Annotated in this window: 12 protein-coding genes, 1 tRNA gene and 1 riboswitch; of the genes, 6 read left to right on the forward strand and 7 right to left on the reverse strand. The window is 41.6% G+C overall.

The window, feature by feature from the left end:
• Positions 1-17: 17 nt before the first annotated feature.
• From SYN7502_RS05090 to SYN7502_RS05100, 3 genes are all read right to left on the reverse strand, one after another.
• A complete protein-coding gene (locus SYN7502_RS05090; protein ID WP_015167806.1) occupies positions 18-980 on the reverse strand; it encodes a ribonuclease Z in 963 nt (320 codons plus the stop codon).
• 29 nt (positions 981-1,009) lie between these two features.
• Complete coding sequence (locus tag SYN7502_RS05095) at positions 1,010-2,254, reverse strand: bifunctional folylpolyglutamate synthase/dihydrofolate synthase (RefSeq protein ID WP_015167807.1); 1,245 nt, start codon at positions 2,252-2,254, stop codon at positions 1,010-1,012.
• Positions 2,255-2,380: 126 nt separating this feature from the next.
• Entirely contained in the window at positions 2,381-3,904 is a 1,524-nt protein-coding gene (locus tag SYN7502_RS05100; protein WP_015167808.1) for a YcjF family protein, read from the reverse strand.
• Between the two features lie 112 nt (positions 3,905-4,016).
• A riboswitch (TPP riboswitch) is annotated at positions 4,017-4,115 on the forward strand.
• An 8-nt stretch (positions 4,116-4,123) separates the two neighbouring features.
• On the opposite strand from SYN7502_RS05100, the gene thiC reads away from it, so the two are divergent.
• From thiC to SYN7502_RS05115, 3 genes are all read left to right on the forward strand, one after another.
• Complete coding sequence (thiC, locus tag SYN7502_RS05105; RefSeq protein ID WP_015167809.1) at positions 4,124-5,500, forward strand: phosphomethylpyrimidine synthase ThiC; 1,377 nt, start codon at positions 4,124-4,126, stop codon at positions 5,498-5,500.
• A gap of 161 nt (positions 5,501-5,661) precedes the next feature.
• Positions 5,662-6,759, forward strand: coding sequence for a WD40 domain-containing protein (locus SYN7502_RS05110; protein ID WP_015167810.1), 1,098 nt, complete (start codon positions 5,662-5,664; stop codon positions 6,757-6,759).
• A gap of 18 nt (positions 6,760-6,777) precedes the next feature.
• Positions 6,778-7,578: a sulfite exporter TauE/SafE family protein gene (locus SYN7502_RS05115; RefSeq protein ID WP_015167811.1), complete on the forward strand. Its 801-nt coding sequence runs from the start codon at positions 6,778-6,780 to the stop codon at positions 7,576-7,578.
• A 200-nt stretch (positions 7,579-7,778) separates the two neighbouring features.
• On the opposite strand, the gene SYN7502_RS05120 is transcribed toward SYN7502_RS05115, so the two are convergent.
• The 3 genes from SYN7502_RS05120 to SYN7502_RS05130 all read right to left on the reverse strand — a co-directional run bounded on the left by SYN7502_RS05120 (position 7,779) and on the right by SYN7502_RS05130 (position 10,135).
• Positions 7,779-8,516, reverse strand: coding sequence for a pentapeptide repeat-containing protein (locus SYN7502_RS05120; protein WP_015167813.1), 738 nt, complete (start codon positions 8,514-8,516; stop codon positions 7,779-7,781).
• 9 nt (positions 8,517-8,525) lie between these two features.
• Positions 8,526-10,040 (reverse strand): UbiD family decarboxylase, encoded by a 1,515-nt coding sequence (locus tag SYN7502_RS05125; RefSeq protein WP_015167814.1) that lies wholly within the window; start codon positions 10,038-10,040, stop codon positions 8,526-8,528.
• Between the two features lie 22 nt (positions 10,041-10,062).
• Positions 10,063-10,135, reverse strand: a tRNA-Glu gene (locus SYN7502_RS05130).
• Between the two features lie 172 nt (positions 10,136-10,307).
• Between SYN7502_RS05130 and SYN7502_RS05135 the strand changes: the two genes are divergently transcribed.
• The 3 genes from SYN7502_RS05135 (at position 10,308) to SYN7502_RS05145 (ending at position 12,179) form a co-directional block, all read left to right on the forward strand.
• Positions 10,308-11,225, forward strand: a complete 918-nt coding sequence (locus tag SYN7502_RS05135; RefSeq protein ID WP_015167815.1) for a hypothetical protein — start codon at positions 10,308-10,310, stop codon at positions 11,223-11,225.
• A gap of 48 nt (positions 11,226-11,273) precedes the next feature.
• Positions 11,274-11,849 (forward strand): TIGR04376 family protein, encoded by a 576-nt coding sequence (locus tag SYN7502_RS05140; protein WP_015167816.1) that lies wholly within the window; start codon positions 11,274-11,276, stop codon positions 11,847-11,849.
• A 126-nt stretch (positions 11,850-11,975) separates the two neighbouring features.
• The gene (locus SYN7502_RS05145; protein WP_041429949.1) at positions 11,976-12,179 is read left to right on the forward strand and encodes an NAD(P)H dehydrogenase subunit NdhS; all 204 of its coding nucleotides are present in this window, start codon (positions 11,976-11,978) and stop codon (positions 12,177-12,179) included.
• A 20-nt stretch (positions 12,180-12,199) separates the two neighbouring features.
• Here SYN7502_RS05145 and SYN7502_RS18140 read toward each other — a convergent pair whose 3' ends face one another.
• The gene (locus tag SYN7502_RS18140; RefSeq protein WP_168130312.1) at positions 12,200-17,428 is read right to left on the reverse strand and encodes a PAS domain S-box protein; all 5,229 of its coding nucleotides are present in this window, start codon (positions 17,426-17,428) and stop codon (positions 12,200-12,202) included.
• Between the last annotated feature and the right edge of the window lie 393 nt (positions 17,429-17,821).

Genomic DNA, 17,821 nt, shown 5'->3' on the forward strand with positions numbered 1-17,821 from the left:
AGAAAACTTTAGCCTAATCAAGCTGGAATCTTAGGTGTTTCTTTTGCCAGTGCGATCGCCTCCACATCAAAAGTCATAAAATCATAGGAAATGTAGGTATTTGGGAAAATCATTCTTGCCTCATGCAATAAATCATCTAGCTGCACAGAATTGCCTGGAGCATATCTGGGGCTGAAGTGGGTCATAATCAGAGCTTTCACCCCTGCAGCTAGAGCGACTTGGGCTGCCATTGTGGTGGTGGAGTGCATTCTCTGATATGCCAAATCTGCATCTTGATGGGCAAATGTTGCCTCATGAATTAAAACATCCGCATCCTTCGCCAGTTCTACAGCATTTTCGCAATAGATCGTATCAGTGCAGTACACCACCTTATGTCCGATTTGGGGGGGACTTTGAAAATCGCTGCCATTAATAAATCTACCATCGGCTAAAGTCACATTCTGCCCCCGTTTTAACTGCCCATACAGAGGTCCTGAGGGAATCTTCTGAGCGATCGCTTTTTCCACATTAAATCTTCCCAATCGATCTTTTTGCTCAATCCGATAACCGTGGGCTGTAACTCGATGCTTTAGTGCTGCACAGGTAACGGTAAATTCTTCATCTTCACAAACAAATCCCGGTGCCACTTTATGAACTTTAATTGGATAGGAAAGACGGGTATCACTGTAGCGTAAACAGGAATTCAGATACTCCCCTAAGTCCGCAGGTCCGTATAAGTCAATATGTTCGACATTCCCAGCCATGCCACAACTTGCAAGTAAACCAGCTAGTCCAAAAATATGATCACCGTGCATGTGGGTAATAAATATCTTGGTAATTTGGCTAATCTTGACATCACTGCGTAAAATTTGCTGCTGGGTACCTTCACCGCAGTCCATTAGCCACACCTCAGCCCGTTGAGGCAACCGTAGCGCAATACTGGACACATTACGTTTACGGGTGGGAACTCCAGAACTGGTACCAAGAAAGGTGATTTGCATATAAGGTCAAGATCGGCGGTGTCTGTATTCTAGGCTAGAAACTCACCGACTAGATATAAAGAGCCACAAAGAATTACAAGATCGGAGTCTGCATAATCATAACTAAATGCTGTTTCTAGTCCGCCCTCAAGATTGGTGCACAGGTAAGCAGGGCATTCTAGGATTTCGTTGGCGATCGCCTGCACAGTTTCAGGATTAACGGATTGATGATTAGGAATTGGGACGATAAATAATAGGTCTTGGGGTTGTAAAAGCGATCGCAAAATGCCTGCATGATCCTTAGTATCCAACATTCCGATCACCCACCGTTTTTTGACATGGGGATAATATTCATCGACAAATTGGCGTAAATACTCAGCTGCGGCTTGATTATGCGCTCCATCTAGTAAAAGTTTATGAGATTTATTATGAGATTTATAGGTAGTCCATTGTAATCTTCCCTGCCATTGGGTTTGCTGCACTCCTGTATAAATAGCATCCGCAGAAATGTTCCAACCTTGATCATTCAAAGTTTCAATGGTGGCAAGGGCAATCCCTGAGTTCATTAATTGATGTTTACCTAAAAGTGCTAAGGGATACTCTAAACCTCGCCATAATGCCTGATTAGGATTCTTATTGGTTGCGGATTCCACCCAAGCGATCGGGGCGTGACAAACTTCAGCTTTCTGGCTAATCACCGCTGCTGCCTCTGGGGGTAACTCTCCCACAACTACTGGACAATGAGGTTTGATAATTCCTGCCTTTTCCGAGGCGATCGCTGCTAAAGAATCTCCTAATCTCTGCCAATGGTCACGACTAATGGAGGTAATTACGGAAATTAAGGGGCGATCGCATACATTCGTAGCATCCAGCCTTCCCCCTAATCCTGTTTCAATCACGGCAATATCAACCTGAGACTGGGCAAAATACCACCACATCGCTGCGGTAATCACTTCAAACTGAGTGGGCATAGCGTCAGGTTTAATGACAGACTGTACTCGCTGTAGAGCTTTTAATAAATCATCATTACTAATCCAGACAGAGTTAATACAAATGCGTTCTCGCCAATTGACTAAATGGGGGGAAGTATATCTCCCAACCTTATATCCTGCTGCCATTAGGATAGACGAGAGATAGGCGCAAACTGAACCTTTGCCATTCGTCCCCGCCACATGGATAATCGGCACTTGATTCTGAGGGTTCCCTAAATCTGCTAAAAGCTGTTGAATGCGCTCTAAACCCAAATGAATCCCAAAGCGGGCAAAACTGGATAAAATCTCTTCTGCGGTTGTCATTATTTATCAGATTTTTAAGGCATCATTGTCAAACAGACTAATTTTAAGCAAATTTTTATTTATAAAGACGGATTTAATATGTCTAACTTGGATTTTAACTTGCTTTTTGTTGATACTGAGGGCAACTCAGGACTCAAGTTTTCCTAACCTTTGCACAGCTTCTTTAATAAAGGATTTAATAAATTCATCACGACGGTTAAGTTGAAATTGCCGTTCTACAACTGCACTAATGCCACCATCTCCCCAATTTTGATTGGCACTAAAGTATTCCATAAAACTTTTACCTGCAATGTGGGTGAGGTATGCCCCTGTAACACCTTGAACCGTTGATTTTAGTAGGTATCCCACCACTGTCACTGAAATCGCCGAGGTTACAATTTGGGATATCCCTTTAATAATGCCCAGACTTGCCATAGTTTTTGCCAAGGAGGATGCTAATTCCTTACCTTGATTAATATTTAGTTCGCATTCATAGACCTTCGCAATTTCCACAACCATTTGGGCATTAATTGCCGCCGTTGCCAGTAAATCGACTACAGGTAATGGGGTGGCAAAAATCACGCCGACGACTAACCATTGAAATTTGGTAATTATTTGCTCGGCTGCCTGTTGTCTTTGCTGATTAAGTACCTCACGGGCTTGAGTGCTAAGCTTTTGAGACTGGAGCAAAATATTATCTGCAACTAGATCATCGCCTTCCGTATCCAGAACTATGACTAAACGTTTGAGTAGGGGTTTCAAAATAGGAATAGGTGTGATTATTTCTCCCGACTCTAGGGTAATGGGTTTAGGATTAGCAGCGATCGCCACCACATCTTTAGGGTTAATAAATTCTTGCACTCGCTCCCTAAGCCGATCTAGGATAATTTGCTGATCACTTTTAGTAAACAGATCAATTTTATTGAATACTAATAGCGATCGCTTGCCAATGGCACTGAGATTTTTTAAGAGTTCATATTCAGATTTGAGCAAGTCATTATCTACAACGAATAATAGTAAATCTGATGTGGTTGCGACCGCCTTTGCCATTCGTTCACGCATTGTCCCCGCCGTACCTACTTCTAAAATTCCCGGAGTATCGGTAATGGTTAATGTCAAGTCGATCCTTTGTCCAGAGACCCTTCCCGAAATTTGTACGGAGCTATAGACTGTTCCCACTTCTGTAGTTCCCATCGCTGCACTAACTTTTCCCACTTGCGAACCCAACAAAGCATTAACTAAAGAGGTTTTACCCGCCGAACCAGTACCAAAGATAACTACGGAGATTTCTGCTGTTTCTAATTCAGTTTGTAACTGCTGGGATTGAGAAAGGAGCGATCGCTTGATCACTTCATCTTGAATTTGATTAACCTGCTGTTGAATTGCCTCCAGATTTTCCGTAGCTGCTTCAAACTTATCAGTAGAGACTTCTGGAATGACAACCTTGGGCGATCGCCTCGAAAATATCCCTAAATATTTCCAACTGACTAAACCTAAAGCCACAACTAAAGCCAGTAACAGCAATACAACTAATACTGCTAATAGGGGCTGATACTGGGCAACAAATTGATAAATGGCAGCAAGCCGATCCAGTAGCGTAATTACCAATCCGAGGGTCAAGCCACTACCAATTAAAAAAATGAGCGATCGCCACCAGGGAAAATTAGGCATTCAACAGAAAAATCTTAAAGTAAGCATTAATCGATTATGACAATGTTTATGGCAATGTTAAGTTAAAAAATCATTCATTCCAAAAAGTCACCGCCTGCTATGGGTTATTATTGGGAAACGCTAGGAGTGTCTGGTTTAATTTCCAGACTGAGATAACATCCTTAGAACCTGTTCGGCTCACACCGGCGTAGGAAAGCAAACTATAGAGAATCATAACCAATGACAAACACGACTTCAGCAGCACCCACCCGTAGGGGCATATATCGCGGTACCCAAATGGACTGCGCCCGTAGAGGAGAGATTACCGAAGAAATGCACTATGTGGCATGGCGAGAAAATCTACCTGTAGAATTAGTGCGTGACGAAGTGGCAAGAGGTAGAGCAATTATTCCTGCTAACAAAAATCACACGAACCTTGAACCCATGATGATTGGGATTGCGTCTCGATGTAAGGTAAATGCCAATATTGGTGCATCACCTAATTCCTCGGATATGGCTGAAGAAGTGGCAAAACTACACCTTGCCGTCAAATATGGGGCTGATACGGTCATGGATTTATCCACGGGTGGGGGAAATCTGGATACCATTCGCACCACAATTATTAATGCTTCGCCCGTTCCCATTGGCACTGTACCGATTTATCAAGCATTGGAAAGTGTGCATGGCAGAATTGAAAACCTGACGGCTGATGATTTTTTACATATTATTGAAAAGCACGCCCAGCAAGGGGTGGACTATCAGACTATCCATGCAGGCATTTTAATTGAGCATTTGCCCCTAGTTAAAAATCGGATTACAGGGATTGTCTCCCGTGGGGGAGGGATTTTGGCACGGTGGATGTTGGCACACCATAAACAGAATCCTCTTTATACTCACTTTAATGACATCATTGAGATTTTTAAAAAGTATGACGTGTCCTTCAGTTTAGGAGATTCTTTGCGTCCCGGTTGTCAGCATGATGCCTCCGATGCCGCCCAGTTGGCAGAGCTAAAAACCCTTGGCAATCTGACTCGCCGTGCTTGGGAACACAATATTCAAGTCATGGTTGAAGGTCCTGGTCATGTGCCGATGGATCAAATTGAATTTAATGTCAGAAAGCAAATGGAAGAATGTTCCGAAGCTCCTTTCTATGTGCTGGGTCCCTTGGTTACGGATATTGCCCCTGGGTATGATCATATTACTTCGGCGATCGGAGCGGCAATGGCTGGTTGGTACGGTACGGCAATGCTGTGTTATGTTACGCCAAAGGAACACCTTGGACTGCCCAATGCCGAAGATGTAAGGAATGGGTTAATCGCCTACAAAATTGCTGCCCATGCTGCGGATATCGCTCGTCATCGTCCGGGGGCGCGCGATCGCGATGATGCTTTATCCCATGCCAGATATAACTTTGATTGGAATCAACAGTTTGCCCTGTCCCTTGATCCAGAAAGAGCTAAGGAGTACCACGATGAGACCTTACCTGCGGACATCTATAAAACAGCAGAGTTCTGTTCTATGTGTGGACCAAAGTTCTGTCCAATGCAAAGTAAAATTGATGCCGAGGCTTTAGCAGATTTGGAAAAATCCTTAGCAAAACACCCAGTTGTAGTCTAAATCTATAGTCTTACCTACTTTTGAAAGTATAATTACTTAGTGAAGTTACTTATCCCTTGACTCTTTATATTTACGCTTTGATATAAAGTTTGGAGCATAGGTAACTTTCATTTTTTCTGTAACTTTCTCTCCAGCTTCTTAACCCAAAATAATTAGAATTAATGTTGGATTTTGCTAAGAATCGAATTTTATCCCCTAAGCCAAGTTGGAGTCATAAATTCAGTGATTACGTTACGGCGATCGCTTGGGCTGAAGAATCTGATCATTTAGCAATTGCCACCGCAGATGGGGAAGTGGGTTTATGGTTGGGGAATAAATCTACACAAATTTTCCAAGGGGCAAATAACGAGTCAGTGGACTGTTTAAGCTTTAGTAGTCAGGGTTTTAGCGGTAATTGGTTAAGCGCAGCAGGCGAAGGCGGTAAAATTAAGCTCTGGAACTTGAATTTAGCAAATTTTTCCGAACAGCCCATAATAAGTCCCCAAATAAGTATTGATCAGGGTAATACTTGGATTGATTTTTTGGCATGGCATCAGTCAGATTTTGCCTTTAGTTTGGGTAAGTATGTGCAGGTTTGGAGTGTAAAAACTCAAGATATTGTCACAACAGTCAACTTTGAAAATTCTTCTGTACAAGGTTTAGCGTGGCATCCAACGGGAAATTATCTGACTGCCAGTGGTTATCAAAGCATAAAAATCTGGAATGCTGCTGATTGGGATCAAGACCCCTTTACTTTACCTTTACCTACGGCTATAACAGCGATCGCTTGGCAGGATCGAGGGCAGTATTTAGTAATTGCTACCGCCGATAAGATGGTAATTTTTTTAGAATACCAAGATGGCGAGTTTACCCTGTCGCCCTTTCAGCTTCGGGGATTTGTCAGTAAAATCAAGGCGATCTCCTGGTCAAATTATCAAACTGGGAATACCTTTGCCCTAGCTAGTGGAAATGAGATTACTCTGTGGCAGCCCCATCCTCAGCCCAATAGCGGTTGGCAAGCCGAGGTCTTGAACCAACATTCAGGCAATGTCAATGCTTTGGAATTTCAACCCCACAGTAAAGTTTTAGCTTCTGGGGATACCGAAGGTAAGCTCTATTTATCTAGGGGAACAAATACCATTCAATCTTTCAATCTAAATTCAGAAATTACCTGCCTCAAGTGGCACCCCCAAGGACATAAACTAGCTGTGGGTACTGCCCAAGGTGAGGTTCTAGTTTGGGAAATAAATAAAAAGTCTAGTAAGGGATTTGGTACTTAAGCAAAGGATTTTGTACTGATGTCTATTTTATATCTTGCCCTAGTTAGCTTTTTTGCTTGGATCATTAGTACCCTAGCGGGTGGTGGTAGCCCCTTTGTGATGATTCCTCTAGTTAACTTAATGCTAGGCGCAGAAGCAGTCCCGCCAGTAATCACCATTGGCATGTTTTTGGGTAACTCCCATCGCATCTTATTATTTTGGCGATTTATAGACTGGAAACTAACTCTCTGGTATTTCCCAGGGGCGATCGCTGGCGCATTTCTTGGTGCTTATACGTTTACCCAAATCCATTTGGAGTGGCTACAGTTACTGATTGGGGTATTTTTAGTTATCAGTGTAATTGGTTTTGCGTTGGAAAGTCCTAAACAGAAAGAGCCGCAAACTACTGAATCAACGAAATCAAGCGAATTAGGAGAATTAAAGAAAACTCGGTTTAAGCTTCAAGCTTGGCACATCATGCCCGCCAGTTTTTTAAAGGCATTTGTCTCTGGTTTGATCGGTACCACAGGTCCTGTATTAAATCCTTTTTACCTGCGTTATGGTTTAGTCAAGGAAGAATTAATCGCTACCAAAGCTACCCATGTCGTAATTATTCACACAGTCAAAATTTTTACCTATGGGTTATTAGGGGCATTAAACACCCAAGAAATTTATGCTGGACTAGCGATCGGACTAGCAGCAATTCCTGCTAACTTTGTTGGTAAATACCTGCTGGAGCGCATCAGTTCTCAGTTATTTCGGCAGTTTGTTCTGACTTCGATGATTATTAGTGGCTTGTATATGTTCTGGGAACAAAGAGGATTTTTAAGTTTGGGTTAAATTTCGACTAATTCACTAAAAATCTAGCAGAGAAACCTCAATCAATGCAAAGTTAAGAAATCATATAACCAAATAAGTTAGGATCAATAAGTTAGGATCGCCACCATCGTAAGTATGATTAGTCTCAGCTACGAGATTTATGCCTGTAGGATCGGAGTAACGCTTTTTATTGCTTGCTGGCTTGGCTAATGGCATTACATCTATTCATCTCCCCGATAAACTAAATTATCTCCATCAATTTCATACCCAGTACCTGTGAAATCAGCATCAGTCCAGTCTGAATTGCTAATATTGTAAATATCTTTTAGGTTTGCATTTTTAAGACTTGCATTCTTTAAATCTACATCTAGCATATATGAATGAAAGAAATTCACATTATCTAAAATGGCTGATACTAAATTAGTACCAATAAATTCAGTGTTTGAACAGTTTGCTCCAGTTAAATCAACTTTAGACATATATGTATCTATTAATGATGAGTAATTTAAGTTTGCGTTTCTCATGTTTGCATCTCTTAAATTACAGCCACCAAAATTTGCATGATCTGAGTATGAATACAAAAACTTTGCGTTTATCAGTTGAGAACCAAGAAAGTTTGTTTTTGATAAATTGCAGTAAGAAAAATCTGCAAAATTGATTATCGCCGAAAAAATTTCATTCTTGACTAAAATTGAATGCTGAATATTACTGTATTCGAGATTTGCAAAACTAAGCTCAGAGATTACTAACTTTGAATTGTTAATAGTTATACCTTTAAGATTTGCACGATAGAAGTTCATTTTAACTAGATTAGAGTTATTGATAGAAGCTCCTTCAAAGTTAGAGTCTGAGAAGTCAACATTTTTAAGGCAGACGTTATCCAAATTGATACCTTTAAGATTGATTCCAGTAAAGTCTCTCTTACCCTCTTCATATTCCTTTAGTATTTTTTCCCTCATGGCAGTCTTTTAAGAAATCATATAGCCAAACAAGTTAGGATCACCACCTTCTAAATTTAAGTCTGCTAATCCATATTCCGCCCAACGGCGATCGCACATAGCAGCAATTTCAGGATCAGATTCTAAGGCGGCTCCCCATTCATGATCAGCTTCTGGCGCAATTTTAGTCGTAGCGTCAATGCCCATGCGTCCACCTAGTCCGATTTTTTCACTGGCAAAATCCAAAGAATCAAAGGGAGTTTGGGGCAGAATAAACACATCTCGCACTGGATCAACTTTGGAACTAATCGCCCAGACCACTTGTCTTGGATCACGAATATTTATGGACTCATCCACCACGATCACGAATTTAGTATAGGTAAACTGGGGTAAGGCACTCCAAAATGCCAAGGCTGCCCGCCGCGCTTGACCGGGATATGCTTTTTTAATGGAAATAATTGCAGCTTTATAACTCAATGCTTCCATGGGCAAGAAAAAGTCCGTGATTTCTGTGACCTGTTGGCGCAAAATTGGCGTGTAAATGCGATTCAGAGCGATCGCCATCATTGCTTCTTCCTTGGGTGGTCTGCCACTAAAAGTAGTAAGGTAAATCGGGTTTTGCCGATGGGTAATTGCCTGAAATCTCACTAAGGGTGAATCCTCAACTCCACCGTAATAGCCCATGTGATCACCAAAGGGTCCATCGGGCAGTACTTCACCGGGGGTAATTGTCCCTTCTAAAATAAATTCAGCTTGAGCAGGTACTTCTAGGTCTAGGGTTCTGCACTTCACCAGTTGTACGCCTTCACCACCGTAAAGCCCCGCAAAAATCCACTCTGATAAATCCACAGGAATTGGGGTCGCTGCCGCAAGGATTAATAATGGATCAACACCAAGGGCGATCGCAATTTCTAATTTTTTGCCCATTTCGGCTGCCTTGCGGAGATGTCTGGCACCACCTCGGATCGAGAGCCAATGCACGGTCATCGTATTGTGAGATTGCTGCTGTAAGCGATAAACACTAACATTAGGAATCCCATTTTCTGGGTCTTTGGTAATTACTAAGCCCAAGGTAATCACTTTACCTGCATCATGGCACCACGGACGGATCAAGGGCAGAATATTTAAATCCACTTGATCGCCTGTTAAAACTACTTCTTGACAGGGAGCATTACCAAATAAGACCTTTTGCGGACGGGACTTGACCACATCAAATAAAATTTTGCCGAAGTCGATCGCCTGAGATAGTTTTTTAGGAGGTTTGGGGCTTTGTAACTTACCGAGCTTTATTCCCAGTTCCTCTAGTTCATTCTGCTTTTCCATCCCCATTGCCCAGCAAACCCGTTCTACGGTTCCAAGCAAGTTAACCACCACAGGGATACTCGAACCTTTAACATTCTCAAATACTAGAGCTGGTCCTCCAGATTGCAAGAGCCGATTGCTAATTTCTGCTATTTCTAAGTCTGGATCAACCAGAGCCTTAACTCGCCTCAATTGACCACGTTGCTCTAGTAGTCCGAGAAAAGATCGAAGATCACGGGTCATAGACTATTTTGTTATTTTAATATACCCCTAGGGGAATTCGAATCCCCGTCGCATCCGTGAAAGGGATGTGTCCTAGGCCTCTAGACGATAGGGGCAAAACTTTCAGCTTTCTAAGAATACACAAATAGTATCGCAATTGTCAAATTAAATTAAAAATTCAACTTTTTTACCTTTGAGTCATACCCCAAATATGCTATCTTGGCTACAAATATAAAGCTTTGGTTAAAGTCTGATAATTTGACTAAAAACTTAACTGCAAAATTGAGCATGCAACAAGACGGTAGTCATATAGACCAAGTAAATTTAAATCCTCTCCATGAACAGGCTGAGGAGTTGATGGATTCACTATTTTCTGAAGTTGAGCAAACTCTGGCGATCGCTGATACTAAACTACCGTCCAGCACCAAGACAACTACCTCAAAAGCTAAACTAGAGTCGTCCATAGTAAAAATTAGACCTGAAACGATCACTAGACCAGCCAAACCCAAGCCCAAACTCAGTTCATCAATTAGCTCGCCGCAACCACCCGCAACAATTTTCCTAGAGTCAACTCCAGTAGCTGCATCCTCCTCAGTTAGCTTCATCGATAGCCTCCTGCTTGGTTCAGCTTTGACCTCTGCTATTTTTGCGATTTTATTAGGGTTTATAAACTTTAAAATAACTACGTCTAGTTCCCAAACATCACCTCAAACATCAATATTGTCGCAAACCGATAACGTATCAGCACCTGTAGCAGAAAAATTACGGCGATCGCTTCTAGAAATCAAACCGACAAATACTTCAGCCTCTCCAACTAGTGATACTTCTGCTGTTAATTCTCCTAATTCCTTGGCACAGCCTTTAGTAAAGCCCATATATATTCCCATTTATCAACCTGCCCCGCCATCAAATCCTCCGACTGCATCCTCAGTAACTTCAACTTCTCCAGCATCTATTCCTGGCTCAAGGGTTGCGTCAGTTGTGGCTACACCTAAAAAACCCGCAGGCAGCTATACCTTAATTGGGGTTCTGGATTTGGGCGATCGCTCCTCAGCAATATTTGATGTTAATGGTTCTACTCAATCTTTTAAACTTGGTAGTGTGGTTGCGGATTCTGGTTGGACTCTTGCCCGCATTACGCAGCAGGAGGTTACACTCAAACGGGGTAGCGAAGATACAAAGATTACCGTTGGTCAAAAATTCTAACCACAATTTTAAAGACATAAGTCAATTCCTAATTCTTAAGGAGCAATCATGGGCTTAATTGAAGATATATCAAGGTTTTTGGAAACTCGGCTCGAAGAGTATATTCGTAAAAATCCACAGATGGAATTGCAGGTGCTGTTGGAGCAGCTTAAGCAGCAAGAAGCAGAAATTCTCAGGATTATTCTTGACTTTGAAAAGAAGGAAAAGCAGTTTCAGGATCAAATTTTAGCGATCGCCGAGGATATAAAGCTATGGCATGAACGTGCAAGTAAGGCAAAGGAATCTGGTCGTCAAGACTTAGCAAATGCCGCAAATGAACGGGAAGCCTCATTGTTAAAGCAAGGCAATCAGGTATGGGGACAAATGGAACTCACAAAACAAAGGTTGGCACAAACCCTAGAACTCCGCACCCAGATTAAAGATCGGATTAAAGAGGTACAACTAAAAATTGATCAAATACCTAAATCCCGCCCAGCGAGTGGAAGTAGTGAATCTAAATCCACCTTTAGTTGGGAAACCCTTAACCCTCCTCCAAGTTCTGGTGCTGATGATCCCCTAGAAGCGCAGTTTCAAAAGTGGGAAATGGATGAGGAAATCGAAAGACTAAAGCGGAAAATGAGATAAAAGCATATCTAGTAGCAACCTCAACCCAATATTTGCTAAGCTAAAATTCTGGATTAAGAATAGCAATATAGGCAAAAATAAAACTAAAAGTAAAACCAAAACTAAAACTAAAAATATATGAGCGAAATTATATTCCCCGGTTCGGCTGTGCGTGTTTCTAATGTTGCTGATACCTACTATGGATTTGAAGGACAGGTGCAAAGAGTTAGTGATGGTAGAGTGGCAGTGCTGTTTGAAGGTGGGAATTGGGATAAATTAGTTTCCTTTCGACCTACGGAATTAGAATTGGTGGATGCAACTCTTAGCCGTAACAAAGGTAGAAAAAAATAAGCTCTGATAAATCAGAGACCTCAGCCTTGGCATAATTTCGCAATGATCTGGATGATCTGCTGGATACTAAAGGGTTTAGCAATGTAATCATTCATACCTGCTTCTAAACAAGTTTGGCGATCTTCGGGCATAGCATTGGCGGTCATGGCAACGATCCAAGGCTGATTTACCAAGTTTTGGCGAATTAAGCGGGTGGCAGTTAATCCATCCATTTCTGGCATTTGGATATCCATAAATATGAGATCATATGCCTCTGCTTGCAGGATGTTTAAAGCTTCTAAGCCGTTATTCACAATATCTATTTTATAACCTAGTTTCTTTAGGGCAAACTTGGCAACTTTTTGATTAACGAGGTTATCTTCGACTAATAAAATGCGGAGAGGGTATTTCTCGGCGACAGTGCGATCAATTATCGATGGGGCTATGGCTTGAGTCTGGGTAGTATTTGATTTTGATTTTAGGGCGATCGTAAAATAGAAAGTGGAACCTTGGGTATTTTCTGGTGGTTGCCAGTTTAAGGGTGGGTTGCCGCCTATATGCCCGTGGCTTTCTACCCAGATCGTACCTTTCATTAATTCCACTAGACGTTTGCTAATTGCTAAGCCCAGCCCTGTGCCACCATATTTACGGCTAATAGAAGCATCAGCTTGGGTAAACGGTTGAAAGAGTTTATGTAACCGGGCAGGATCAATACCGATGCCTGTATCTTTGACAGTAAAGCTGAGTTCATACTGATTTTCATGCTGATTAAATGCCCGATCCAGTAACTTAGTGCTAAATGTGATGGAGACGTTACCACTTTCCGTAAACTTGATGGCATTGCCCACTAGATTAAGTAGGATTTGCCGAAGCCTTGCACTATCACCAATAAAGGTTTGGGGCATAGATGAAAGCGTATAGCCAAGGGTAATGTGTTTATCCGCAGCTTGGCTACTCAGCAGTTTACAGACAGACGCTAAAATATCTCCTAGGGAAAACTCATGGGATTCTAGGGCTAACATTCCTGATTCTATTTTTGAGAAGTCAAGGATATCGTTAATGATTGTCAGTAAAGCATTACCACTATATTTAATGATTTGGACTAGTTCTTGCTGCTCGGTGGTTAAATCCTGTTCGGCAAGCAGATCGGCAATGCCAATTACGCCGTTCATCGGTGTCCGAATTTCGTGACTCATGTTGGCAAGAAAAGCACTCTTGGCGATGGTGGCAGCTTCAGCTTTTTCCTTAGCTTGTTCCAGTTCGATTTCTGCTTGTTTACGATCGCTAATATCCAAAGCAGTACCAAATAGACGCACAACCTGTCCTTGATCGTTTATTTCAACTTCTCCTCGTCCTTCATGGTAACGCATTGAACCATCGGGTTGAATTGCTTGGTAATCAATGGTGTAGGGGGTGCCGTGGGCGATCGCTGCTTCGATTTTTTGTTGTAAAGCCAATCGATAGTCAGGATGAATCATCTGTTGGAGATACTGCTCGAAAGGCGGTTCTGATTGCTGTGGATCAAGCCCAAACATCCGAAATAGTTCCTTTGACCAAGTAATTTTTTGAGTGGCAACATCAAACTCCCAACTACCAATATGAGCGATCTGTTGTGCCTCGATTAAAGCTTTTTCACTTTTTTGTAGTGCCTCTTCAGCTTGTTTGCGATCGCTAATGTCTGAGGTAAGTATCGTGACGACATAGGCATTCAGGAATGTATCCCAGCGAGAATGGTTTGTTTGCGAAATCCAACGTAGATTTCCGTCTTTATGTCTAAATCTATAGATATAAGTCCCACCAGTCTCATTAAAAATATCTGCGTAAATTTGATCTACCAAACTTTGCCAATCTTCAGGGTAAATCGAACTGATCCAAAGTGCTTGATCATCAATTAATTCCTTGGGACTATACCCAGAGACTGCTTCACATGCCTTAGAAACATAGGTTATTTCCCATGTGCCATCTCTCTTAATCTGCGTTCTCGTAATTATTGCTGATGTACTATTTAAGATGTCATTTAGCTTACTTTCTGATAATCGTAGGTCGAGTTCTAATCGCTTGCGATCGCTAAGATCAATATCAACACAATACATTTCTGGTTCGCCATCAATATTTGTCAACATGATGTGACTAGAATAGACAGAAACTATGGAACCATCTTTGTGCAGTAAGTCCAATTCACCCGCAGGAATTTGCTGCCCTTCGGTGTACCAATTGTCGATCGCATCAATTACTGTTTGCCTCATCTCAAGGGGAATCATCAAGTCTTCAATCTGCTGACCAATAGCTTCAGATTTACTAAATCCATACAGTTTTTCACTAGCGTCATTCCAATAGATAACTTGGCGGTGGCAATTGTATCCCTGTACAGCAATTAGGGGCGTGGATTCAAAGAGCAGGCGAAATCTTTGCTCACTTTCTCGGAGGGCAATGTCGGCTCGTTTGCGATCACTAATATCTCTTCCAGCCGATTGAATGCCAATAAGTTGACCTTGAGCGTCAAAAACTCCTTGATTAATCCATTGCGTCCAGCCGATCTGCCCATCCCCACGCTGATCGGGGTTCTCGGCGGTAAAACTGGGATTACTGGGACTGAGGGCAGATATTTTTTGGAATGTTTCTTCTAAGTCCTCTGGGGCAACAAAATTACTCCATTTTTGCCCAATTAATTGATTGATCGGTACATCCAAAGCACGACAGATAGAATCGTTGGCAAAGGTAATTGTGGTATCTGGCAAAGACTGCAGAATAAAATCTACTTGGGTTTGCACAACCTGCCGATAGCGGTTTTCACTTTCGATTAAAGCATTTTCAATTTCCTTTTGTTTAGCTTCTGCTTGTTTGCGTTCGGTAATATCCTCAGAAAAACAAAGGAGGTATTGGGGATTTTGATGGCGATCATATAGTGGAACTTTTACTGTATGCAGAATGCGTCGCCCCAAACTTAAGCTATCAATTGGTTCTTCAGAAATATCTTCAGGAATACCATTAATAAATGCTTCTTGGTCTTTTTGATAAAAGAAATCAGCCTGTTCCTTAGGAAAATGATTATATACAGTTTTGCCGATCGCCTCTGCTGCGGTTAAGCCAAACATCTTTTCACTAGTACTATTCCAAAGCAACATTTCCCCAAAATGCTCGGCATTGCCATTTTTAACAAATAAAGCTACGGGGATGTGATCGATAATAGTTTGCAAAAAGTTGCGAGTATCTTCGAGTTTGATTTCAGACTGCTTGCGATCGCTAATATCTCTTACATTAACTACAATCCCTGAGATTGAGCCGTTTAGTTCGATATAAGGGCTATAGGTGGCTTCTACATCCAATAAACCTGCTTTAGTATAACTAACCCTATGTTCAAACCTTTGCATTTCCCCTGCAAGACATCGTTCAAACCGAGATTTAATAACTGTTTCAAATATTTCTGCACCGAGTAAATTGCTTACAGAATGCCCGATAATTTCATGGATAGGTTTATCATGCCATTCTAAATAAGATTGATTAATTAATTGATAGTTGTAGTTAAGATCGACAAGGGCAATACAATCACTAGTGGCAGAGGCAATTCGTTCGTAGCGGCGCAGATTATCTTCATTTTGTTTGCGATCGCTAATATCTAAATAGATCGAAACTACTCCACAACCATCTACAGGAATAGGACTAGCACTGACGCTAAACCACCGCAACACCCCATCCGCACAGACAACTCCCTTTTCCACATCATAGACAGAAGCTTGGGTTCTTAAAGCCTGCATACGAGCATATTCTGCCACTGGCATGGGGGAACCATCGGCACGGATGGCATTGGCACTAATTTGATTCTCTAAGAATTCAACTTCATCGACATTGGGTACCCCAAAAAACTGCGCCAAGAGCCTATTGCACTCAATAATTCTGCCCTGGGAATCGGTAATGGAAATGCCAATGGGTGAGATTTGAAAGAGTACCTTATACTTTTCCTGTGATTCTTGGAGTACAGCTTCCACCCGATCAAAAGATTTCTGTACCTGACTTGCCATCAAATTAAATGATGTTGCTAGGGTCTGAAGTTCGGCGATCGCATGATTTTCGGGTAACTGTTCCTGCCATTCTCCCTGAGCCATTGCCTTACTAGCTCGACTTAAGCGCAGAATTGGACGAGTAATCCGATGGGCTGTCCAAATACTAATGCCAATGGAAACTAAAACGGCAAAACCACATAAAAATACTGTACGCCTTATATTGTCTTGAATTTCCGCCGTAAAGTCAGATTCTGGAATCACGGTGACTACATGCCAATCTAAACCATACTCGTCTTGATAGGGTGTAATCTGCACAAATTGCTTCTGCCCTACCACAGTTAAGCTTAGTTGGTGGGATTTCTTAATTTTGTCAAAATTACCTAATTGCTGAATCAGTTGTTGAACTACTGCCCTTGTAACTTGATCTTGGCTATTTAAAACATTTGGTCTTAATGATTTGCCATTGGTTTGGTCATTGATCAAAGTCTTACCTGATGCTTCGTCAAGTACAGATGTAGCAACTAGATCACCCGATCGCTCAATAATAAAAACCTGTCCATTAACTGATAAATCTAGCTGATCCAGAAATTCCCCAATTTGCAGCAGCGAATAGTTAGCAGTGAATAAACCCTGAAATTTGCCTGCTTTATCTATAACAGGGGCGATCGCCAGTTTGAGGAAGAGCATAGAATCCTGTGACCTAAATACAGGAGACCAATGTTGGGTTCTATTAGTTTTTGCCAGGCGATACCAATCAAGCTCCCGATAGTCATTTTGCAGTTTATAAATTAGCTTCCGTGGCTTGCCCTGAGAGTCTGTTAAATAATAGCGATGTTGATTAGCCCTAAACTCCATCAAAGCGATCGTGCCGATGGGGATGGTTTCACCACTAACTTGGCTGGCAGCTGTACTTTCTGTTGCGGTGGCAATCCGAATGTAACCTATGGCATTACCCTGATCGTTCCAATAACTAATTGTGGGAATTAAGGGATTTGAGCGAATTTGTAGCCAAAGTTGACGGCGTAGTTGTTCGGGATCATTGATATTAAGTACTCCCTGCTTAACCGATAGATCATTTGCCGCTACCACCTGTTGAGATACTTGCAAGTAACTACCAAGGCGATCGCTTACCCTTGCTGAAGTTTGTTTTAATAACTGATTTGCTAGATTTTCTACCGCCTGCTGCCCACTCTGATAGGACAGGTAACCAACTAAACCCGTAACTCCCACCACTTGCACCACAAAGGGTAATGTCAGGACTAAATTCATAGGAATTCTCGGAACCATCAATCCACCTGATTGTTTCCTGAGAAAATTCTGAATAAAACCCAATCGAAAACCCATTACATTTACGAACTGATTATAGATAAATAATAGTATCCCCTATTCTTAATCTTGCTTAGAACCAATTTATTAAAGTATTAAAGCTGTCAATATTTACTTTTATGTAGTGGAAATGAACACGACTTAAGCCCCAGATACAGACCAGAGATTAGGGAATGATTGTAGATAATTTTAACTTTTCCTCCAACCAAATCCTAACAATTATGTAAACCTTTCAATAACTTATCAATCTAAATTCTGCTGTAAAAAAGTATCTGGTTATTGTTAGGTATAAGGTTGCGATCGCCTTTAGTAGTCCAATCAACTAAATTCAGAAAT

This window comes from Synechococcus sp. PCC 7502, assembly GCF_000317085.1.
GTDB lineage: Bacteria > Cyanobacteriota > Cyanobacteriia > Pseudanabaenales > Pseudanabaenaceae > PCC-7502.